The organism is Kribbella sp. NPDC056345 (assembly GCF_042262745.1).
Taxonomy (GTDB): Bacteria; Actinomycetota; Actinomycetes; order Propionibacteriales; family Kribbellaceae; genus Kribbella.
Map to the genome: position 1 here is coordinate 401656 of NZ_JBHJQQ010000006.1, position 17522 is coordinate 419177.

A 17522-nucleotide genomic window follows, 5' to 3' on the forward strand; every position below is an offset into this window, starting at 1 on the left:
GATCGAAGGCGTACCGAGACCAAGGCCCGGCTGGGACAGTGCTCGCATGCGACGCTTCCTGGCCGGGCTGCTGATCCTGCCCGCACTCCTTCCGTTGACCGCTGCCGCTCCGCAGACCGCCGCTGCGGCTGACCCCGTCAAGATCATGCCGATGGGATCGTCGACGACCGCGGGCAGCATCCCGGGCGGCTACCGGACCGACCTCTACTGGATGCTCACGAGCTCGGGGCAGCCGGTCGACTTCGTCGGTTCGATCACCGACAGCACGCCCGCGAACCTGCCGGATCGCAACCACGAGGGGCACGGCGGCTGGGTCATCGACCAGCTCACCCAGGTCGCGACCGAGCGGATGCAGACCTACCAGCCGGACACCGTGCTGCTGCACGCCGGCGCCAACGACGTCCTGCAGAACCTCAATCTTGCGACCGCACCGGCGCGGCTGGAGAACCTGATCCGGACCTTGTACGCCGTACGCCCGGATCTGGCCGTCTACGTGTCGACCGTCGGGCCGATGGCTGACGCGGCGGCGAACGCGCGGGCTGCTTCCTTCAACAACCAGCTTCCGTTCGTGGTCGCCAAGCTCGCGGCGGAGGGTAAGAAAGTCCGCTTCGTCGACAGCCGCACAGCGCTCGCCGCGACCGACGTGATGAGCGACGGGATCCATCTCACCCACAGCGGCAACAGCAAGCTCGCAGCGCAGTGGTACGCCGCTCTGCAGGGCTCGCCGATCGTCCGGTTCGAGGCGGAGACGGCCGTGTTCGCCGGGAAGGCGCACAGCGCAGCCACGCCGCTCGCCTCGAACAACGGGAAGGCCGGGTGGATCGACGACGCCACGAGTTCGGCGACCGTCACGGTCAACGCGCCGTACGCCGGGAACTTCCGGGTGCTCGTTCGGGGTGGGAACGGGTCCGGCGCACTCTCCTCACACACACTCACCGTGAACGGCGGAACTGCGCGCGTGATCGAGTATCCGGCGTACGGGTGGGAGGCGTGGACTCAGCAGGCGCTCGACGTGAGTTTGAAGGCGGGTGCGAACACCTTCAAGTTCAGCTTCCGGACAGGCTTCGCCGAGCTCGACTCGATCGACCTGGTCACGGCGTGAGCGGTTTGCGGACGAGGGCATAGGCCTGCGGCTGTTTCTCACCCCACTCAGGCGCGTGGGTGAGAACGGCGACCTCCTCGAAACCAGCATCAGCAAGCAGCGTTGCCACCTCCGCGGGTTCCTGCAGATAGACGTCGAGATTGATGTCGTGCCCATAGCCAGTGTCGAGGTGATACGTCCCTGTCCCTGCTTTGTAGCCGTAGATCAGGTGGCCGCCGGGCTGGAGGACGCGAAAGGTCTCGGCGAAAGCGGTTGGGAGTTCGTCGCGGGTTGTGTGGACCAGGGAGTACCAGAGGAGCGCTCCGGCGAGCTCGCCGTCCTTCAGATCCAGGTTGAAGATCGAGCCGACGTCGAATCGGAGGTCCGGGTAGGCGGCGCGGGCGACCTCGATCATGCCTGGGGTGAGGTCGATGCCGAAGACGTCCAGGCCGGCTGCGGCCAGGTACGCCGTGATGCGGCCGGTGCCGCAGCCGAGGTCGCCGATCGGTCCGGGTGGGACCACTTCGGTGAAGTAGTTGAGCATCATGCGCTCGGCGACACCTTTGCCGACCAGGTCCGTCAGCATGGTGTGGTAGTCGGCCGCGGCGGTGTTGTAGGAGCCCTCGATATCGTTCACGCGAGGACTCTAGGAAGGCCCTCCGACAGTTTCTGGTAACACTCCGGAGTGTTGTAGGCGTGGGCCGAGAGGCGGAGGTACGAGCGGCCCTCGAAGCCCGTGAGGGTGATCTCGATCTGCAGTTCGCGCGACACGTGCTCCTTGAAGGGTTCGGCGTCCGCGACGACCATCGGCAGCTCGACCAGGCGCAGGGTCGGGGCCGGGTTCGCCACCTCACCGACCGACGTACCGAGTGCTTTCGCGACCAGGCGCGCGCCCTCCTCGAGCATCGCGGTGATCTGCGGCCGCCGGACCGACCACTCGAGCTCGGCCAGGACACGGAGTGACTCCGGCGCGGCGATCCAGGTCGCGTAGTCCTGCGTGCCCTGCATGTCGAACCGCTCCGGCAGGCGTTCGTCGTACTCGGACCACGAAGTGATCAGCGGGTACGACGCCTGCCGCCACCGCTCGGCCACCACCAGCCCGGCCGTCGCGCGCGGGGCCGCCGGCCACTTGTGGAAGTTGCCGGTCCAGAAGTCGGCACCATCGCCGGTCGGCGCGTCGATCAGCGCGGGCGCGTGAGCGCCGTCCACGATGACCGGTACGTCGCGATCGTGCGCGAGCTCGACCAGTCGTGCGATCGGCAGGATGGTGCCGGTCGCGGCGCTGATGTGGTCGAGGAGCAGCACCGAAGCGCCCACCAGAGCTGGTTCGATCAGCGCGACCACCGTGTCGTCGTCCGCCTGCATCGGCAGCTCGACCACCAGCAGCTCCGCACCCCGAGCCCGGGCGACACGCTCGGCGGCGAACCGGGAGGCGCCGTACACGTGGTTGGTCGTGACGATGCGGCTGCCGTTCGGGATCGGCACGGTGGCGAAGGCGGCGGTGATGCCCGCGCTCGCGTTCGGTACGAGGGCGAAGCCCTCCGGATCGGCTTCCAGGAACGCGGCGAGCTCGAGGCGGGCGGCGGCCAGCCGGGCGGGGACGGAGCGGAACCACACCATCGGGTTCGCCTCGGCCTCGGCGCGCAGTGCGCTCAGGACCTCCTGGGTACGGCGCGGAACTGCGCCCCACGAGCCGTGGTTGAGGTGCACCACGTCCGGATCGAGGGTCCACAGGTCTGGGCGGGGGCTGAGTACCGTCACCAGCCAAACGGTACATAATTCCTGACGTGTACCCCTACCTCGACCACGACGGTCCGATCGCGATGGCGCACCGTGGCGGCGCGCTGCACCCGGACCTGATCGGCTACGAGAACTCACTGCACGCCTTCGAGCATGCCGTCGGCCTCGGCTACCGGTACCTGGAAACCGACCTGCATGCGACCAGTGACGGGGTCGTGATCGCGTTCCACGACGATGTGCTCGACCGGGTCACCGACCGGACCGGGGTGATCGCCGAGCTGCCGTGGTCGGAGGTCAGCCAGGCCAAGATCAACGGTCACGAACCGATCCCGCGCCTCGACGACCTGCTCGAACACTTCCCCGGCATCCGGTTCAACCTGGACATCAAGGCGGAGAACGGCCTCGTCCCGGCGGCCGACGTACTGCGGGCCGCGAACGCGATCGACCGCGTCTGCGTCTCGTCGTTCTCGCAGTCCCGCGTCCGCCGGATCCGCAAGCTGCTCGGTCCGCGTCTGTGCACCGGGTACGGCGACCTCGAGATCGCGCTGTTGCGCTTCCTGCCGATCGCGCTTCCGTCGAAGGGGGCGTGTCTGCAGATCCCGGAGAAGTACAAGTCGCTCCGGGTTCTCACCCCGGGGCTGATCGACCGCGCCCAGTCGGCCGGCAAGCAGATCCACGTCTGGACCGTCGACGACCCCGACACCATGCGCCGCCTCCTGGACGCCGGCATCGACGGCATCATCACCGACCGCACCGACCTCCTCCGCGACGTGCTGATCGAACGGGGTCAGTGGCAACCGTAACGACAGGAGGTGTGCCCCGATTCGGGCCCACCGGGGTCGGCCGCAGGCGTGCGGCGGCGTATACGTAGATCTCTACCTCCTGTCGTTCGTGCGCGCGAAAAGCACAGGCGGGAGGCGGGCCGGGTGGGTAGGGTCCGGCGGTATGACACCGGACGAGGTCGACGCGCTGCTCTGGACCGAGCCGGATCGCCAGGTGGCCGAGACGGATCATCGGGTGGCTGAGCGGGTGTTCCTTGCCGCGGGCTGGACGCCTTGCGGGGTTGGCGATTGGGCGTTGGCCTTGCAGTCGCCGGATGGCGAATTCGCCGTGCGGATCAGTCCGTTCGATCCGGCCGGGCCGTATGTCGCGGCGATCTACCGGGAGGCCGTGCACACGCGGCAGGTGCCGCGGTTGTTCGTCCATCGGCGGTTGGCCGGTGGTGGGGATCTGTCGGTGATGGAGTGGCTGAGCGCCGTGCCTGAGCCCGAGGCGGTTGCGTTCCACCGGGCAATCGCTGAATCCGCGCCGGAGGTTGCGGAGCTTGCGCAGGTGATCCGCCGGGTACACGAGCGGGCGCGGGTGGAGTTGCCGTGGTGCGGACCGATCGACGTGAACCCGGACAACGTGATGCGAGCTGCCGACGGCCGGCTCGTGATCGCCGACCTGTTCTCGGCGGCCGGGCCCGAGCTGTACCGGACGGCTGTCGAGGATCCGGCGCTCGTGGCCGCGCGGATTCCGGAGTCGGAACGACGGTTCATGGCGGAGATTCCCCTGACGTCCTCGGGACCATGGGAACCCGGAGCACAGGAGAAGCTGCGGGCCGGGCTGGCGGCTGCGGACGCGGCACGGTCACGTTCCTGACAAGACGCGCTTCTTGGTCCCGGGAAGCTGCCACACTCTGCGCATGGGACTTCTCTCCGCCCCCGCCGGAGTCGACAAGCGGGAGTACTGGGGCTTCAGCCTCTACGACTGGGCCAACTCCGGTTACGTCACCACGGTCGGCACGGTGCTCTTCGCGCCGTACCTGACGTCGGTCGCCGAAACCGCGGCCTGCGGGTACGTCGGTTCGGTGGACAAGCCGTGTCACACCAATCTCGACGTACTCGGGCTCGGTATCTCCCCCGGCTCGCTCGCCTTCTACGTGGTCACGGTCGCGACCCTGATCTCGGCGTTGTTCCTGCCGGTGGTCGGCGCGATCGCGGACCGGCTCGAGCGCAAGAAGCTGCTGATGTGCGGCTTCGCGTGGGCGGGTGCGCTGGCGGCGTGCTGCATGGTCTTCGTCGGTGGCGGCCGCTGGGAGCTCGGCGCGCTGCTGCTGTTCATCGGCAACCTGTGCCTGGGGTCGTCGATGGTTGTGTACGACTCGATCCTGATCGACATCGCACCGCCCGACGATCGTGACGATGTCTCGTCGCGGGCCTGGGCGTTCGGGTACCTCGGCGGCTTCATCCTGCTCGCCATCAACCTCGGCGTGGTCACCGCCCACGAGGCGCTCGGCCTGAGTCAGGGCACAGCGGTCCGGCTCAGTCTGCTGAGCGCCGGTCTGTGGTGGGGCGCGTTCACGTTCTTCCCGTTCCTCAAACTGCGCAACCGGCCGCCGACGAACGTCGTACCGGTTCGAAGCGGCAGCCTGATGAAGCAGAGCTTCGGACAGCTCGCCGCGACGATCACCCACATGCGCGCCTACCCGATGACGCTGCTGTTCCTGGTCGCCTACCTGTTCTTCAACGACGGGATCCAGACGGTCATCTCGGTCTCCTCGACGTACGGCGAGAAGCAGCTGGGGTTCGAGACGCAGATCCTGATCATGACCATCCTGCTGGTCCAGTTCGTCGCCTTCTTCGGGGCACTCGCCTTCGGCCGCTTCGCCCGGCGCTTCGGCACCCAGCGCACGATCATGGGCGGCCTCGTGCTCTGGATGGTCATCGTCGTCGCCGGCTTCATGCTCCCCGCCCGCCAGGTCGTACCGTTCCTCGCGATGGGCGTCGCCATCGGCATCGTCCTCGGCGGCACCCAGGCCCTGTCCCGCTCAGCCTTCAGCCAGCTGATCCCGAAGGGCCGCGAAGCCGAGTACTTCTCGCTCTACCAAGCCGGCGAACGCGGCACCTCCTGGCTGGGCACCCTCGTCTTCGGCCTCGTCCACCAGATCACCGGCTCCTATCGCCCAGCCATCGTCGCCCTCGGCCTCTTCTTCCTGATCGGCCTCATCCTCCTCAGCCGGGTAGACATGCGCCGAGGCATCACCGAAGCCGGCAACCCCCAACCCACGGTCGTCTAACCGGCCGCCGGTCCCCCACGCAATTTCAACGGATATCAGTCGGTGTTGCCCCTTCTCTCCCCGTATACGAGCTGAGAAGGGGTAACTCGGACGGATATCCGTTCCATTCGGGGTCAGGGTCAGGTGGCGTTCGGGCCGACGTCCGCGGCCGTCAGGGGGCGGCGGGTTGGGGTGGCGGTTGAGTATTCGTCGGCGCCTACGTCGTACGGCGCGGTGCGGGGGTGACCGTCCAGGTCGGTGGTGACTCGGGTGGAGTGGTTGGCGGTGGTGGCGTTGATGGCTGCGCTGCCGGTGCCCAGGCGGTAGACGCCGTCGGAGTTCGAGGTGAGTTTCGGGTCGGCTCGGGTGAAGCCGGAGGACGGAATGGTGCCGTTGGAGGCGGAGCCCCAGAGGATGTTGCCGGAGAAGGTGACGCCGGACTGGTAGGGCAGGTCGGTCAGGTTGCCGCTGGTGCCGACGATGAGGTTGTCGCGGATCTGGCAGGCCAGCGGCGGAATGGTGCGGTTGCTTTCGCCGGCAATGCCCTTGGTGTTGTTGCGCAGGGTGTTGAGGACGATGACGACCCGGTCGGGGGCGTCGTTGCCTTTGCGGGCGGTCTCGGACTCGCCGGGGACGTGGTCGCGCGAGCTGCCGCTACCGAGGACGATGCCGGCACTGCTGGAGCCGTTGACGCCGTCGACGTAGTTGTTCACGATCAGGTGGTCGTTTCCGTAGATCCGGATGCCGTTCGTGCCGGACAGGATGTAGTTGCTCTCGACGCGGCTGCCGTTGCCGTGCCGCAGCACGATGCCGCCGAGGCTGTTGCGGATCGTGTTGTAGCGGATCGTGTTGCCGGACGACTTGACCGAGATCGCCTCGGGGTCGCCGTTCGCGCGCTCGAACAGGTTGTACTCGACCGTCGCGTCGGAGTCCGCGAGCGCGCGGCCGCTGGTGCCGAGCCGGAGCGCCTCACCGCCGTTCGAACCGTAGGTGTGGTCGCGGAAGTGGTTGCGCAGGATGTAGGTGCGCTTGGCAATCGTTTCGTTGTCCGGGTCGTTGTTGCTCGGACCGTCGATCACCAGGTAACAGCCGGCGGTCGTCTTGTCCCGGAAGATGTTGCGGTCGATCTTCACGTCGTCGCCCCGGACGACGACCGAGTGGGTGGCGGCCGAGCCGAGCGCGAACTCGTTCCGGGTGAGCCGGATCCGGTTGCTCCCGGCCGTGAGGTCGAGCGACGTGGTCTGCTTGAAGACGAAGCCGCTGATGGTGATGTTGGACGAGTTGGAGAAGACGAAGCTCTTCGAACCGGTCAGCGTCACCCCGCCCTTGGTTTCGGCCTGGATGGTGATCGGCGAAGTGGTGGTGCCGTTGCGGCCGGAGATCGTGATGCCGCTGGAGCCGACGGCGTACGAGCCGTTGGCCAGTGTGATGGTGGTCCCGGCGGTGGCCGAGTTGATGGCCGACTGAAGGGCGGCCAGCGAGGTCACCGTGGCGGCTTCGCGGGCGTCCGCGGCCCTGACCACGACGGCCGTGGCGCCGATCGCGCCAACGGTGCCGGCCAGGAAAGTACGACGTTTCATGATGAGTCTCCTCAACTGCGGGGGCGGTACAGCTTTCGGTACGCACTCGGGGTGACCGAGCTGACTTGACGGAAGACCTTGGAGAAGTACGACTGGTCCATCCCGACGGCGGCGGCGATCTCCTCCATCGGGCGGTTCGTGGTGGTGAGTTCGCGCTGGGCCCATTCGATCCGGGTGCGCTTGATGTACTGCTTCGGCGACAGCCCGAACTCGGTCCGGAACCGCCGGACGAACGTCGCCAGATCCTGCCCGAAGTGGGCAGCCAGCACTTCGACCGTCAGTGGGTTGCCGAGGTTCTGCTGGATGTACTGCACGACGCTGGTCTCGCTCGACTGCTGATGTGACAGCCGCACGGAACCGGCCGGCGCACTGTCCAGGTAGTGCGCGAACAGCGCGGTCAGGGCCGACCGCACCCGTAGCGGCGTCGCGAGACCGGGCGGGTCCCGGTCCGCTGCGCCGACCTGCTCGAACAGGAGCGCGGCCTCGTCCGGCGACTTGCTCTGCACGATGTTCGGCAGCGTCAGCACCTCGCCGATGTCGCGGTCGCCGATCAAGGCCGAGAAGTGCAGCCAGTGCTTGCGGAAGACGTTGTCGCTGATCGTCTCGTACGACACCGGAACGTCGGCCGGCAGGTAGCACATCTCCCCCGGCTTCGGGAACAGTTCCTTGTCCCCCACCACGAGCCGGCCCTCGCCCTCGAGGATCAGGTAGAGCCGCGAGAACGGATCCGGCAGCAACGCCCGGGACCACTCACGATGCACCTTGGTGATCCGAGCCGCGACGACGAGGTCGAGCCGGAGCCGATCCAGGTGCGTCCGGATCAGCTCCTCCTCCCGCTGCGACGTCGCCACCACGTCAGGCGCCGTACTCATGCGGAGTGCGGTCCGACATCGCCGGCGGTCAGCGGCCGGCGGCAGTGCGGCCGGCGGGAGTACTCGTCGGCGCCGACATCGGCTCGCCCGGTACGGCGGTCGCCGTCGAGGTCGGTGTCGATCTCGGGGTAGCTGCGGGTGGCGGCGTTGATCGCCGGGCTCCCCTTGGCCAGTCGCCGGATGCCGTCCGGACCGGCCACGAGGCGCGGATCGGCCCGGCGGAACCCTCCGGCAGGCGCATTCCCGTCCGTGGCCGCGCCCCAGTGCAGGTTGCCCGACCAGGTGACGCCCTCCTGGAACGGCATGTTCATCAGTTGCCCACGATCGCCCATCAGGAGATTGTCGGTGATCGTGCAACCGAGCGGCGGGAGGGTCCGGTGACTCTCGCCGCTCACCGCGTTGTCACAGTCGAGAACCGTGTTCAGCGCGATCTGGACGCCGTCGGGCGCGTCGTTCCCGGTCCGCGACGTCGGCGGCTCCCCCGGGTAGTGGTCGCGGACGTTCCCGCTCCCGAGCACCACGCCGGTGCCGGCGATGTTCTCCAGATAGTTGTTCACGATCTGGTGGTCGTTGCCGTAGATCCGGATCCCGTTCTTGCCGGCCAGCAGGTAGTTGCCTTCGACCCGGTTCCCGTTCCCGTGCCGCAGCACGATGCCGCCGAAGCTGTTGCGGATCGTGTTGTGCCGGATCAGGTTGCCCGACGACTTCACCGAGATCGCCTCGGGATCGCCGTTCGCCCGCTCGAACAGGTTCGACTCGATCACCGCGCCCGCCGTCGAGAGCGCGCGCGGACTAACCCCCAGCCGAATCGGCTCACCGCCATTGTCACCAGGAAAGCTGTGGTCGCTGAAATGATTGCGGTAGACATGCACACCCTGCGCCATCTGGTCGGTCCCGGCGCCTTCGATGCCGAGGTAGATCCCGAGCGTCGTCTTCCCGTGGAAGGCGTTGTGATCGAGCGTCGTGTGGTCGGCCCGGACCATCACCCAGTGCACACCGGCGATATCGGCCAGCTGGAAGTCGTTGCGGGTGAGCCGGATCCGGCGGCAGTCGGCCGGTAGCTCGAAGCTTTTACTCTGCCGGAAAGCAAACCCCTCGATGGTGATGTCCGACGATCCCGTGAGCACGAAGCTCTGCTCACCGGTCAGTACGGCGCCACCGGTCGACTCCGACCGGATCACGATCGGCCGGTGCGGGCGGCCGCGCAGGCCGGTGATCGCGATCGGCTGCCCGGCCGGCACCTGGTAGATGCCGTCGGCAACGGTGATCACGGTGCCCGGTCCCGCCGTACCGAGGGCCCGTCGTAGCTCGTCGAGCGAGCGGACGTGCCGGCGGTCCAGGGTCATCGCCGCGGCAGGGCGGACAGCAGCGGTGCTCAAAGCAACTCCAGCGGTGGCAGTGGCAGTGGCGGTAGCCAGAAAAGTACGGCGGTTCATGGAGCCTCACCCTTTCAACGCGCCGGCGGTCAGGCCGCGGGCGAAGGAACGCTGGAAGAACAGGAAGACCGTCACCGACGGCAACAGCGCCAGCAGCGAGGCCGCCATCACCACACCCGGGGTGACCACCGGGTCGATCCGCAGCGTCCGCAGTGCCAGCGGCAGTGTGTACGAGTCGGAGTTCGTTGCCACCAGCAACGGCAGCAGGTACTGGTCCCAGATCATCGTGAAACCGAAGACCCCGATCACGCCGAGGGCCGGCTTGCAGAGCGGAAGGATGATCTGCCCGAAGATCCGGAACTCGCCGGCCCCGTCGATCCGGGCCGCCTCCTCCAGCTCGCGCGGCACATCCTTCATGAACTCGGTCATCACCAGGATCGAGAACGCCCAGGCCCCGAGCGGCACGATCATCCCGGCCAGCGTGCCCATCAGGTTGAGGTGCAGCAGCGGTACGTCGGCCAGCACCAAGGTCAGCGGCAGCGCCAGGATCTCCTCGGGCAGCATCATCGTGGCCAGGATCGCGACCATCACCAGCGTCATCCCGGGAAAGATCTTCCGGGCCAGTGCGTACCCGGCCAGGACCGAGACCGCGACCTGGAGCAGCAGCCCGAAGCCGACCACGAAGAACGAGTTCAGGAGGTACTTGAGAACGCCGTGATCGAACGCGATCCTGAAGTTCTCGAGCGTCGGGCTCTTCGGGATCACGCTCAGCTGAGTCGGATCAGAGACATGATTGAACGAGCTGACCAGCAGCGCGAGCAGCGGCCCGGCGAACACGACGAACAGGCCGGCGTAGATCACGGTCCGCGCCACCCGCGCGGCAGGGCTCTTGCTTTCAGTGAGACCTAAAGCAGTCTCAGTAGCGGCGCTCACGCGACTCGCCTCCTTCGGAGCAGCTGGACGCAGACGGTCAGGACGAGGGTCGCGAGGAACAGCAGGACGGCGCCTGCGGACGCGATCCCGAGCCGGTTCTGCTCGAAACCGAGTTTGTAGATCAGCGTCATCAGGACCTCGGTCGAGCCGTTCGGCCCGCCGTTCGTCAGCAGGAAGACCTCGGTGAACGCACGGAACCCACGCACGGCCGCCAGGACGAACAGGATCGCGAACACCGGCCGCAGCCCGGGCAGCGTGACGTGCAGGATGCGCTGCTTGGTCGAGGCGCCGTCGACGACCGCCGCCTCGTACAGACCGCGGTCGATCCCGGCCAGCCCGGCGAGGAAGATCATCATGTCGTACGGCGCACCTCGCCAGATCCCCGTCACGACGATCGACACGAGTGACGTATCCGGGTCGTTGATGAACCCGGACGGACCGAGCCCGATCAGACCGAGCACCTGGTTCAGCAGGCCGTCGGCGGTCGGGTGGTACATGATCCGCCAGAGCTCGGCGACCACGGCGATCGGTACGACGACCGGCAGGAACGCCGCCGACCGGATGAAGGTGAGCTTGCGGGTCTGGCCCTCCACCAGCAGTGCCAGCACGAACCCGAGCAGCATCGAACCGGCGGTCTGCCCGACGGCCAGCACGATCGTGTTCCAGGTCGCCGACCGGAAGCCCTCCGACGACAGGATCTCGCTGTAGTTCGCCGACCCCACCCACAGGTTGCCGAGGTAGGGCCGCACCTCCTGCACCGACATCGAGATGGCCTGGACCATCGGGATGAACTTGAAGTACAGGAACAGGATCAGCGCCGGCGTCAGGAACAGCCACGGGATCCACCAGGAGCCCGAGCTGCGCCGGTTGCGGCCGAGGCGGCGCGACGGAGTGCGCCGCGCCACCTCACCTGCCGCGCGCGGCACCCGCCCCGCCGGTCGGGCCTCCGCCTCACGGACACTCACGATGCGCCGATGCCCTGCTGCTTCAGGGACTCGGCGAGCTTGCCGTCGAGCTTGGTCAGCTCGGCGGCGACATCCAGGCTGCAGTCGGCGATCAGCGCGTTGACCGTGTCGGCGCTCGCCTGCCGGACCGGGGTCCAGTTCGGGATGCTCGGCGCGTACCGGCTGTGCTCGCGGTAGACATCGGCGTACACCTTCCAGCGCGGGTCCTTGCGCACCGAGGTGAGGTCGACGGTCTTGTTCACCGGCAGCTGCACGTTGAAGGCCTTCTCGCCTTCCATCCCGAGCTTCTGCGCCTCCGGCGAGATGATGTACGACGCCCAGGCGTTCTGCCCGGCCTCGTTGGCCGACCCGGCCATCAGGTAGGCGCTGCCGCCCTCCGCGAGCACGGTCGCGTCCTTCGCGCCCTTCGGCAGCGGGACCACCTCGTACTTGTCCTTGCCGAGGCTCCCGTCGAAGCGCGGCATCAGGTACGGACCGACGACGTACATGCCGGCCCGGCCGGCTTCGAAGGTCTCGTTCGTGGGCGGCGTGTCCATCGTCGCGGCGCCGGGCTGGACCACCTTCTCCGTGCAGGCGAGGTCGCGGAACCACTTCGTCGCGGCGACCGACTCCGGCGTGGACATGGATGGCTTGTACTTGCCGTCGGCTTGCTTGGTGATGAAGTCGCCGCCGGCGCCCCAGAGGAAGTTCGAGAAGTACCAGGACGCGTAGCCGCGCTTGGTCGACCCCGGTACGGCGAGGCCGTAGGTGTCGTTCTTGCCGTTGCCGTCGGGGTCCTTCGTGGTGAAAGCCTTGGCCAGCGCGACGAACTGCTCGCGGTCCGTCGGGGCCGGCAGGCCGACCTTCGCGCGCCAGTCCTTGCGGATCAGCAGGGCGGAGGCCTGCGCGGAGTACGGAACGCCGTACATCTTGCCGTCGCCGGACTTGGCCGCGGCGAGGGCGGACTCGAGGAGCTGGTCGCTGTGCTTGACGGCGGCCGGGTCGACCTCGCGGACGATTCCCTGGGTGACCATCGTGCCGAGCTGCGACGAGTCGTTCATGACGATGTCCGGCAGGTCCTTCTGCGCGGCGCGCTGGGACAGCTTGGTCTCGAAGTCGTCGAAGATCGCGGTGACCTCGATCTTCTGGCCGGTCGCCTGCTCGAACGCGGCGGCCAGCTTCTTCATCCCCTTCTCGCCGTCGCCACCGGGCGTGGTCCGCGTCCACAGCTCCAGCGTGGCCTTCGGATCCTGCTCGGCCTTCGCCGCTCCGGTGCTCCCGCAACCCCCGACGGCCAGGGCTGCCCCAAGCCCGACCGCAACCCACTTCAACGACGACTTCGTCATCCCGCCCACCTCAGATTTGTACTTTTTGGACCTCATTTCGTCGGAAGATAGCGCTTTCCACGCAAGCCGGTCAATGATTCATCCGATGTCTGTTGCCGGGCCGTGACATGGGTGAGCGCCCGGCCGGGGTGCTGGCCGGGCGCCCAGAATGTGCGCAGCCTGGGTCAGCGCGAAGGGGTCGCACCTGGGGTGCGACCGCCGCCACCTGGAAAAGTGCCACCCTGACGGACACTGCTGGCGGTCACCGAGCCGTCGGTGTTCTGCCCGGTGACGATCACCTGCTCACCAGCTTTCAGGTCACCGGCCGTGCCCTTGGCCGTGATCTCGAAAGATGTCTCACCGGTGAGCTTCACGGTGACATCGCCGTTCTGAGTCTTCACGACCAGCTGAGAGTCGGTCGCCGAGACCACCGTGCCGACGGTCGCCGCTCCCCCGGGCCCCTGACCACCCTGGCCACGGAAGCCGCCGTACCCGCCCGCCGGTCCGCGGCCTGCCTGCGTCTGCTGCGGCGTGCTGTCCGCCGCGAAAGCCGCGTGCAGACCCGCACCACCGGCCAGGCCGATCGCGAGAACCACCACGCCAGCCAGTACGGCGGTCGCGGTCGGCAGGCTGACCGTCTTCTTCGGCTTCAGTGCCGCATCGACCTCTTCGTCGGACCCGATCTGGGCGAACTCATCGGGCGTTTGGTTGGACATCGGTAGTGCCTCTCACTCGTGCCGTAGGGCGTCGATGGGACGAAGGCCGGCGGCTCGGTGCGCCGGCATGCTGCCGAAGAACAGGCCGACCGCGGCGGACACCCCGAGGGCGAGCGCGATCGACGACGGGACCAGGACCGGTGTGACCCCGGCCAGCTGGAACTGGGTCATGATCAGCGCGGCCGCGACTCCGACGGCACCGCCGATCAGGCTGAGGAGGGTCGCCTCGATCAGGAACTGGCCGAGGATCGTGCGCCGCCGGGCACCGAGGGCCTTCCGGATCCCGATCTCCCGGGTCCGCTCGGTGACCGTGACGAGCATGATGTTCGTGACCCCGATCCCGCCGACCACCAAACTGATCGCGGCCACCGTGGCCAGCAGCGCCGTGAAGGTGGCTGCGGTGTCCTGGCTGGTCTGCAGGATCTGCGCCGAGTTGGTGATCCGGAACGGCGAGGTCGTGGTGGCCGGCACCTGATGCCGCGCGGTCAGCAACTGGGTGACTTCGGCCTGGGCCAGGTCGACCCGATCCTTGCCGGCCGCCTGGATGACGATCTGGCTCAGAGCGCCGTACCCGGCCTGCGTGGCGCGTAGCGTGCTGATCGGGACGATCGCGGTCGCGTTCGGGTCGTTGAACCCGGTGCTGTCCTTGCTGGCCAGGACGCCTCGTACGACGAAATCGACCCCGCCGAGCTTGACCGTCTGACCGACCGCGGCCTGGGCGCGGCCGAAGAGTTCGGTCGCGGTGGTCTGCCCGAGCACGATCACCCGCTCCGCCGAGTCGACGTCCTGCTGGGTGAACGACTGCCCGGTTCCGACCGGGGTATTGGTGGCCGGCAGGTACGCCGGCGTCGTACCGATCACCTGGTTGATCGTGTAGCTGGTGTCGCCGTTGGTCGCCGTACCGGAGCTCGTCATCACCGGGGCGACCGAGGCCACGTCCGGGGCAAGCCGGCGATCGGCCAGTGCGGCGACGTCGTCGAGGGTGAGCGCGTACTGCTGCGCCGACGGCCCGGCCTGGCCGCGGGCGAACCCGCCGCCGCCACCGGTGGTCGAGACCGTCAGCAGGTTCGTGCCCATCGCTTCGAGCCGGCTCTGCACGGCTTTCGCGGAACCGTTGCCCACCGCAACCAGCACGATGACCGCGCCGACTCCGATCGAGACTCCGAGCACGGTGAGCAGCGACCGCAGCTTGTTGGCGCTGAGACCGCGTAAGGCGGCCCCGAACAGATCGCGGGGTGACATCAGCGCGTCACCTCGTCGACCACGATCCGGCCGTCGGCCACCTGGATCAGCCGGCGGGCCCGCGCGGCCACGTCGTTCTCGTGGGTGATCACCACGACCGTCCGGCCCTCGGCGTTCAGCTCGTCGAACATGCCGAGGACCTCGTCGGTCGAATGCGCGTCGAGGTTGCCGGTCGGCTCGTCGGCCAGCAGGATCCGCGGGCCGGTGGCCAGCGCGCGGGCGATCGCGACCCGTTGCTGCTGGCCACCGGACAGCTCGTTGGGCCGGTGACCCGCTCGATCTGAGAGACCGACGAGCTCGAGAGCACGGTTTGCTCGAGAACGCCGTTCTTGGCGGCGCAGGTGAGCGTAGGTCAGCGGGAGTTCGACGTTGGCCAGTGCGGTGGTGCGTGGGATCAGGTTGAAGGACTGGAAGATGAACCCGATCTTGCGGCCGCGGACGAGAGCCTGCTGGTCCTCGGATAGTCCGGCGACGTTGCTGCCGTCGAGGAAGTACTCGCCGCGGGTCGGCACGTCGAGGCAGCCGAGGATGTTCATCAACGTCGATTTGCCGGAGCCGGACGAGCCCATCACGGCGACGTACTCGCCGGCGTCGACCCGCAGCGAGACACCCCGAAGTGCGTGTACGGCGGTCTCCCCCGCACCGTACGTCTTGGTGACACCGCGGATGTCGATCAGGGCGTTCACCGATTGCCACCGGCGTTGCGCTGAATCCCGCCGGCCGGCAGCTGACCGCCGCCGCCGGGGAACTGGCCGGGACCTTGCCCGGTGCGGCCTTGGCCGGTCTGGCCGGTGCCGCCGATCGCGCCCTGCAGGAGTTCGACCTGGTCGCCCTCGTTCAGCCCGGTCTTGATCTGGGTGAAGCTGCCGCCCTTGATGCCGATCTCGACCTCGCGGCTGGTGCCGTCGGCCATCGTCACGGTGTTCGTCGTACCGGTGGTGACGACCGCCGTACTCGGGACATACAGCACGTTGGTCGCCTTGGCGGTCTGGACGGTGACGTTCGCGGTCTGGCCCATCCGGGCGTTCGCGGGAAGCTTGGCCAGCGAGAAGGTGGCCGAGTACGAGACCACGCCATTGGTGGTGGTCGGGGTCGGCGAGACCGAGGCCAGGGTCGCGGTGAGGTTGGTGCCGGGTTCGGCGTTGAGGGTGACGGTGGCGGACTGGCCGGCCTTGATCTTGATCGCGTCGGCCTCCGGGAAGGCGGCCGAGACCTGGAGTGCCTTCAGGTCCGAGATGTCCGCGAAGCCCGTGCCGGCGGCGGACGTCGTACTGGTCGAGGTTGACCCTTGACCTGAGGTCGAGCCGGTGGCTCCTGAGGTTGAGGCGCTGCTCGACCCCGCGGCCGAGCCGACCGAGCCGTTGATCGCGGTGATGGTTCCGGCGATCGGTGCCTTCAGTGTGGTCGCGGCGACCGCGGACTTGGCGGCGACGACGTCCTGGTCGGCCTGCTCCTTGTCCGCCTTGGCCCGGGCCAGCGACGCCTCGGCGTTGCTGACGGCAACGTCCGGGTTCTGGGTCTGAGTCTGACCCTGTGCCTGAGCTTGACCTGTCGGCGTGGGTGAGGCCGAGGCCTCCTCGGCCTCCTCCCTGGCGTCGACAGCGTCATCCAGCGACTCGTCGGCCGCCGTCACGGAGTTCGCCGCGGCGATCTGGTTCTGCTCGGCGATCCGCAACTGCCGCTCGGCCGCGGCCGGGTCGACCTTGGCGATCGCGGCTCCCTTGGCGACGACCTGGCCGACCTTGACCAGGATCTGGGTGACCGTGCCGGAGGTCTCGAACTGTGGCGAGGCCGTCTGGGAGCTCGCCAGCGTCCCGCTGGAGCTGACGCTCGCGACCACGTCGCCGCGGGTCACCGCGACGCTCGGCCGGGCCGCGGCCGCGGACGGTTCGCTCCCGCGGAAGAACAGGAAGTACGCCGTGACGGCGATCGCGGCGACGACGGCCACCAGGGACACGTTCAGCAGACTGAGGCCACGGAGTTTGTGGCGGGGTAGCACCATGGGACCTGAAGCTAGAGACGGTTACTGAGGAAGTGGTCCCTGATTCCTGGCAACTGACTGTGAACTTCGCGCGTCTGTAGTACGGCTGCTCACGACACACCGTGATCTGTATACGCCTGATGACAGGCGGTCATGACGGTGCTGTCAGGTGCGTACATATCGCTCGGGCATGCCAAAATGGGAATGATCCGGGCCGACCGACCGTTGGCACGGATGACGATCTCGGAGGTTTGACATGTCTAATCGCGTACTGCGTGGTTCGGGGCTGGGTGGGGTCAGCTTCGAGGATGACCGTGGTGTCGAGTTCGCGCCGCGCCAGATGATCACGTACGACTGCCCCCGCGGTCACGTGGTCGAGGTGACGATGGCGCACGACGCCGAGGTGCCCGCAATCTGGGAATGCCCGCACTGCGGCAGCGAGGCCGCTCGCTCGACCGGTGAGAAGCCGGAGCCGAAGCAGGAGAAGCCGGCCCGGACGCACTGGGACATGCTGCGCGAGCGCCGGAGCATCTCGGAGCTGGAGGAGCTGCTCGCCGAGCGCGTGGATCTGCTCCGCAAGGGTGAGATCGGCCCGGCGCACCTGCACCGGACCAAGCGCACCGCCTGACGTAAGCCCGAAGAAGCCCGGATCGCAACGGCGCGATCCGGGCTTCTTCATCCCCTCGTTTGCC

The 17522-nt window shown here is 67.9% G+C and carries 17 protein-coding genes; 5 read left to right on the forward strand and 12 right to left on the reverse strand.

Annotated features, from left to right (window positions below; genetic code table 11):
* Window positions 1–46 precede the first annotated feature (46 nt).
* On the forward strand, window positions 47–1102 hold the full coding sequence (locus ACFCV3_RS23730) for a GDSL-type esterase/lipase family protein (protein WP_376033166.1): 1056 nt from the start codon (window positions 47–49) through the stop codon (window positions 1100–1102).
* Here ACFCV3_RS23730 and ACFCV3_RS23735 read toward each other — a convergent pair.
* Window positions 1092–1718 (reverse strand): class I SAM-dependent methyltransferase, encoded by a 627-nt coding sequence (locus tag ACFCV3_RS23735; protein ID WP_376033168.1) that lies wholly within the window; start codon window positions 1716–1718, stop codon window positions 1092–1094. The genes ACFCV3_RS23730 and ACFCV3_RS23735 overlap by 11 nt on opposite strands.
* Window positions 1715–2842 carry an aminotransferase class V-fold PLP-dependent enzyme gene (locus ACFCV3_RS23740; protein ID WP_376033170.1) on the reverse strand — a complete coding sequence of 376 codons (1128 nt, stop codon included), beginning with the start codon at window positions 2840–2842 and terminating at the stop codon, window positions 1715–1717. Before ACFCV3_RS23740 ends, ACFCV3_RS23735 begins: the two co-directional genes overlap by 4 nt.
* Window positions 2843–2868: 26 nt before the next feature.
* On the opposite strand from ACFCV3_RS23740, the gene ACFCV3_RS23745 reads away from it, so the two are divergent.
* From ACFCV3_RS23745 to ACFCV3_RS23755, 3 genes are all read left to right on the forward strand, one after another.
* On the forward strand, window positions 2869–3624 hold the full coding sequence (locus tag ACFCV3_RS23745; protein ID WP_376033172.1) for a glycerophosphodiester phosphodiesterase: 756 nt from the start codon (window positions 2869–2871) through the stop codon (window positions 3622–3624).
* A gap of 142 nt (window positions 3625–3766) precedes the next feature.
* A complete protein-coding gene (locus tag ACFCV3_RS23750) occupies window positions 3767–4465 on the forward strand; it encodes a hypothetical protein (protein WP_376033174.1) in 699 nt (232 codons plus the stop codon).
* A 43-nt stretch (window positions 4466–4508) separates the two neighbouring features.
* Window positions 4509–5882, forward strand: a complete 1374-nt coding sequence (locus ACFCV3_RS23755) for an MFS transporter (RefSeq protein WP_376033176.1) — start codon at window positions 4509–4511, stop codon at window positions 5880–5882.
* Window positions 5883–6001: 119 nt separating this feature from the next.
* Here ACFCV3_RS23755 and ACFCV3_RS23760 read toward each other — a convergent pair whose 3' ends face one another.
* The 10 genes from ACFCV3_RS23760 to ACFCV3_RS23805 form a co-directional block, all read right to left on the reverse strand.
* Window positions 6002–7441 carry a polysaccharide lyase 6 family protein gene (locus ACFCV3_RS23760; protein ID WP_376033178.1) on the reverse strand — a complete coding sequence of 480 codons (1440 nt, stop codon included), beginning with the start codon at window positions 7439–7441 and terminating at the stop codon, window positions 6002–6004.
* 11 nt (window positions 7442–7452) lie between these two features.
* The gene (locus ACFCV3_RS23765) at window positions 7453–8313 is read right to left on the reverse strand and encodes an AraC family transcriptional regulator (RefSeq protein WP_376033180.1); all 861 of its coding nucleotides are present in this window, start codon (window positions 8311–8313) and stop codon (window positions 7453–7455) included.
* On the reverse strand, window positions 8310–9692 hold the full coding sequence (locus ACFCV3_RS23770) for a polysaccharide lyase 6 family protein (protein WP_376033182.1): 1383 nt from the start codon (window positions 9690–9692) through the stop codon (window positions 8310–8312). The genes ACFCV3_RS23765 and ACFCV3_RS23770 overlap by 4 nt, the downstream gene beginning before the upstream one ends.
* Before the next feature lie 63 nt (window positions 9693–9755).
* Window positions 9756–10622 (reverse strand): carbohydrate ABC transporter permease, encoded by an 867-nt coding sequence (locus ACFCV3_RS23775; protein WP_376033184.1) that lies wholly within the window; start codon window positions 10620–10622, stop codon window positions 9756–9758.
* Window positions 10619–11587 carry a carbohydrate ABC transporter permease gene (locus ACFCV3_RS23780; protein WP_376033186.1) on the reverse strand — a complete coding sequence of 323 codons (969 nt, stop codon included), beginning with the start codon at window positions 11585–11587 and terminating at the stop codon, window positions 10619–10621. Before ACFCV3_RS23780 ends, ACFCV3_RS23775 begins: the two co-directional genes overlap by 4 nt.
* Window positions 11584–12912: an extracellular solute-binding protein gene (locus ACFCV3_RS23785; RefSeq protein WP_376033189.1), complete on the reverse strand. Its 1329-nt coding sequence runs from the start codon at window positions 12910–12912 to the stop codon at window positions 11584–11586. Before ACFCV3_RS23785 ends, ACFCV3_RS23780 begins: the two co-directional genes overlap by 4 nt.
* Before the next feature lie 164 nt (window positions 12913–13076).
* Window positions 13077–13607, reverse strand: coding sequence for a hypothetical protein (locus tag ACFCV3_RS23790; protein WP_376033191.1), 531 nt, complete (start codon window positions 13605–13607; stop codon window positions 13077–13079).
* Window positions 13608–13619: 12 nt separating this feature from the next.
* The gene (locus ACFCV3_RS23795; RefSeq protein ID WP_376033193.1) at window positions 13620–14849 is read right to left on the reverse strand and encodes an ABC transporter permease; all 1230 of its coding nucleotides are present in this window, start codon (window positions 14847–14849) and stop codon (window positions 13620–13622) included.
* Window positions 14849–15535 carry an ABC transporter ATP-binding protein gene (locus ACFCV3_RS23800; RefSeq protein ID WP_376033195.1) on the reverse strand — a complete coding sequence of 229 codons (687 nt, stop codon included), beginning with the start codon at window positions 15533–15535 and terminating at the stop codon, window positions 14849–14851. Before ACFCV3_RS23800 ends, ACFCV3_RS23795 begins: the two co-directional genes overlap by 1 nt.
* Window positions 15532–16851, reverse strand: coding sequence for an efflux RND transporter periplasmic adaptor subunit (locus tag ACFCV3_RS23805; protein ID WP_376033197.1), 1320 nt, complete (start codon window positions 16849–16851; stop codon window positions 15532–15534). Before ACFCV3_RS23805 ends, ACFCV3_RS23800 begins: the two co-directional genes overlap by 4 nt.
* Before the next feature lie 235 nt (window positions 16852–17086).
* Between ACFCV3_RS23805 and ACFCV3_RS23810 the strand changes: the two genes are divergently transcribed.
* Complete coding sequence (locus ACFCV3_RS23810; RefSeq protein WP_130385606.1) at window positions 17087–17458, forward strand: RNA polymerase-binding protein RbpA; 372 nt, start codon at window positions 17087–17089, stop codon at window positions 17456–17458.
* The last annotated feature ends 64 nt before the right edge of the window (window positions 17459–17522 follow it).

Coding starts and splice junctions, on each gene's coding strand:
- ACFCV3_RS23795 (WP_376033193.1), bottom strand. CDS start 14,849: ATGTCACCCCGCGATCTGTTCGGGGCCGCCTTACGCGGTCTCAGCGCC.
- ACFCV3_RS23805 (WP_376033197.1), bottom strand. CDS start 16,851: ATGGTGCTACCCCGCCACAAACTCCGTGGCCTCAGTCTGCTGAACGTG.
- ACFCV3_RS23750 (WP_376033174.1), top strand. CDS start 3,767: ATGACACCGGACGAGGTCGACGCGCTGCTCTGGACCGAGCCGGATCGC.
- ACFCV3_RS23790 (WP_376033191.1), bottom strand. CDS start 13,607: ATGTCCAACCAAACGCCCGATGAGTTCGCCCAGATCGGGTCCGACGAA.
- ACFCV3_RS23755 (WP_376033176.1), top strand. CDS start 4,509: ATGGGACTTCTCTCCGCCCCCGCCGGAGTCGACAAGCGGGAGTACTGG.
- ACFCV3_RS23760 (WP_376033178.1), bottom strand. CDS start 7,441: ATGAAACGTCGTACTTTCCTGGCCGGCACCGTTGGCGCGATCGGCGCC.
- ACFCV3_RS23730 (WP_376033166.1), top strand. CDS start 47: ATGCGACGCTTCCTGGCCGGGCTGCTGATCCTGCCCGCACTCCTTCCG.
- ACFCV3_RS23765 (WP_376033180.1), bottom strand. CDS start 8,313: ATGAGTACGGCGCCTGACGTGGTGGCGACGTCGCAGCGGGAGGAGGAG.
- ACFCV3_RS23785 (WP_376033189.1), bottom strand. CDS start 12,912: ATGACGAAGTCGTCGTTGAAGTGGGTTGCGGTCGGGCTTGGGGCAGCC.
- ACFCV3_RS23810 (WP_130385606.1), top strand. CDS start 17,087: ATGTCTAATCGCGTACTGCGTGGTTCGGGGCTGGGTGGGGTCAGCTTC.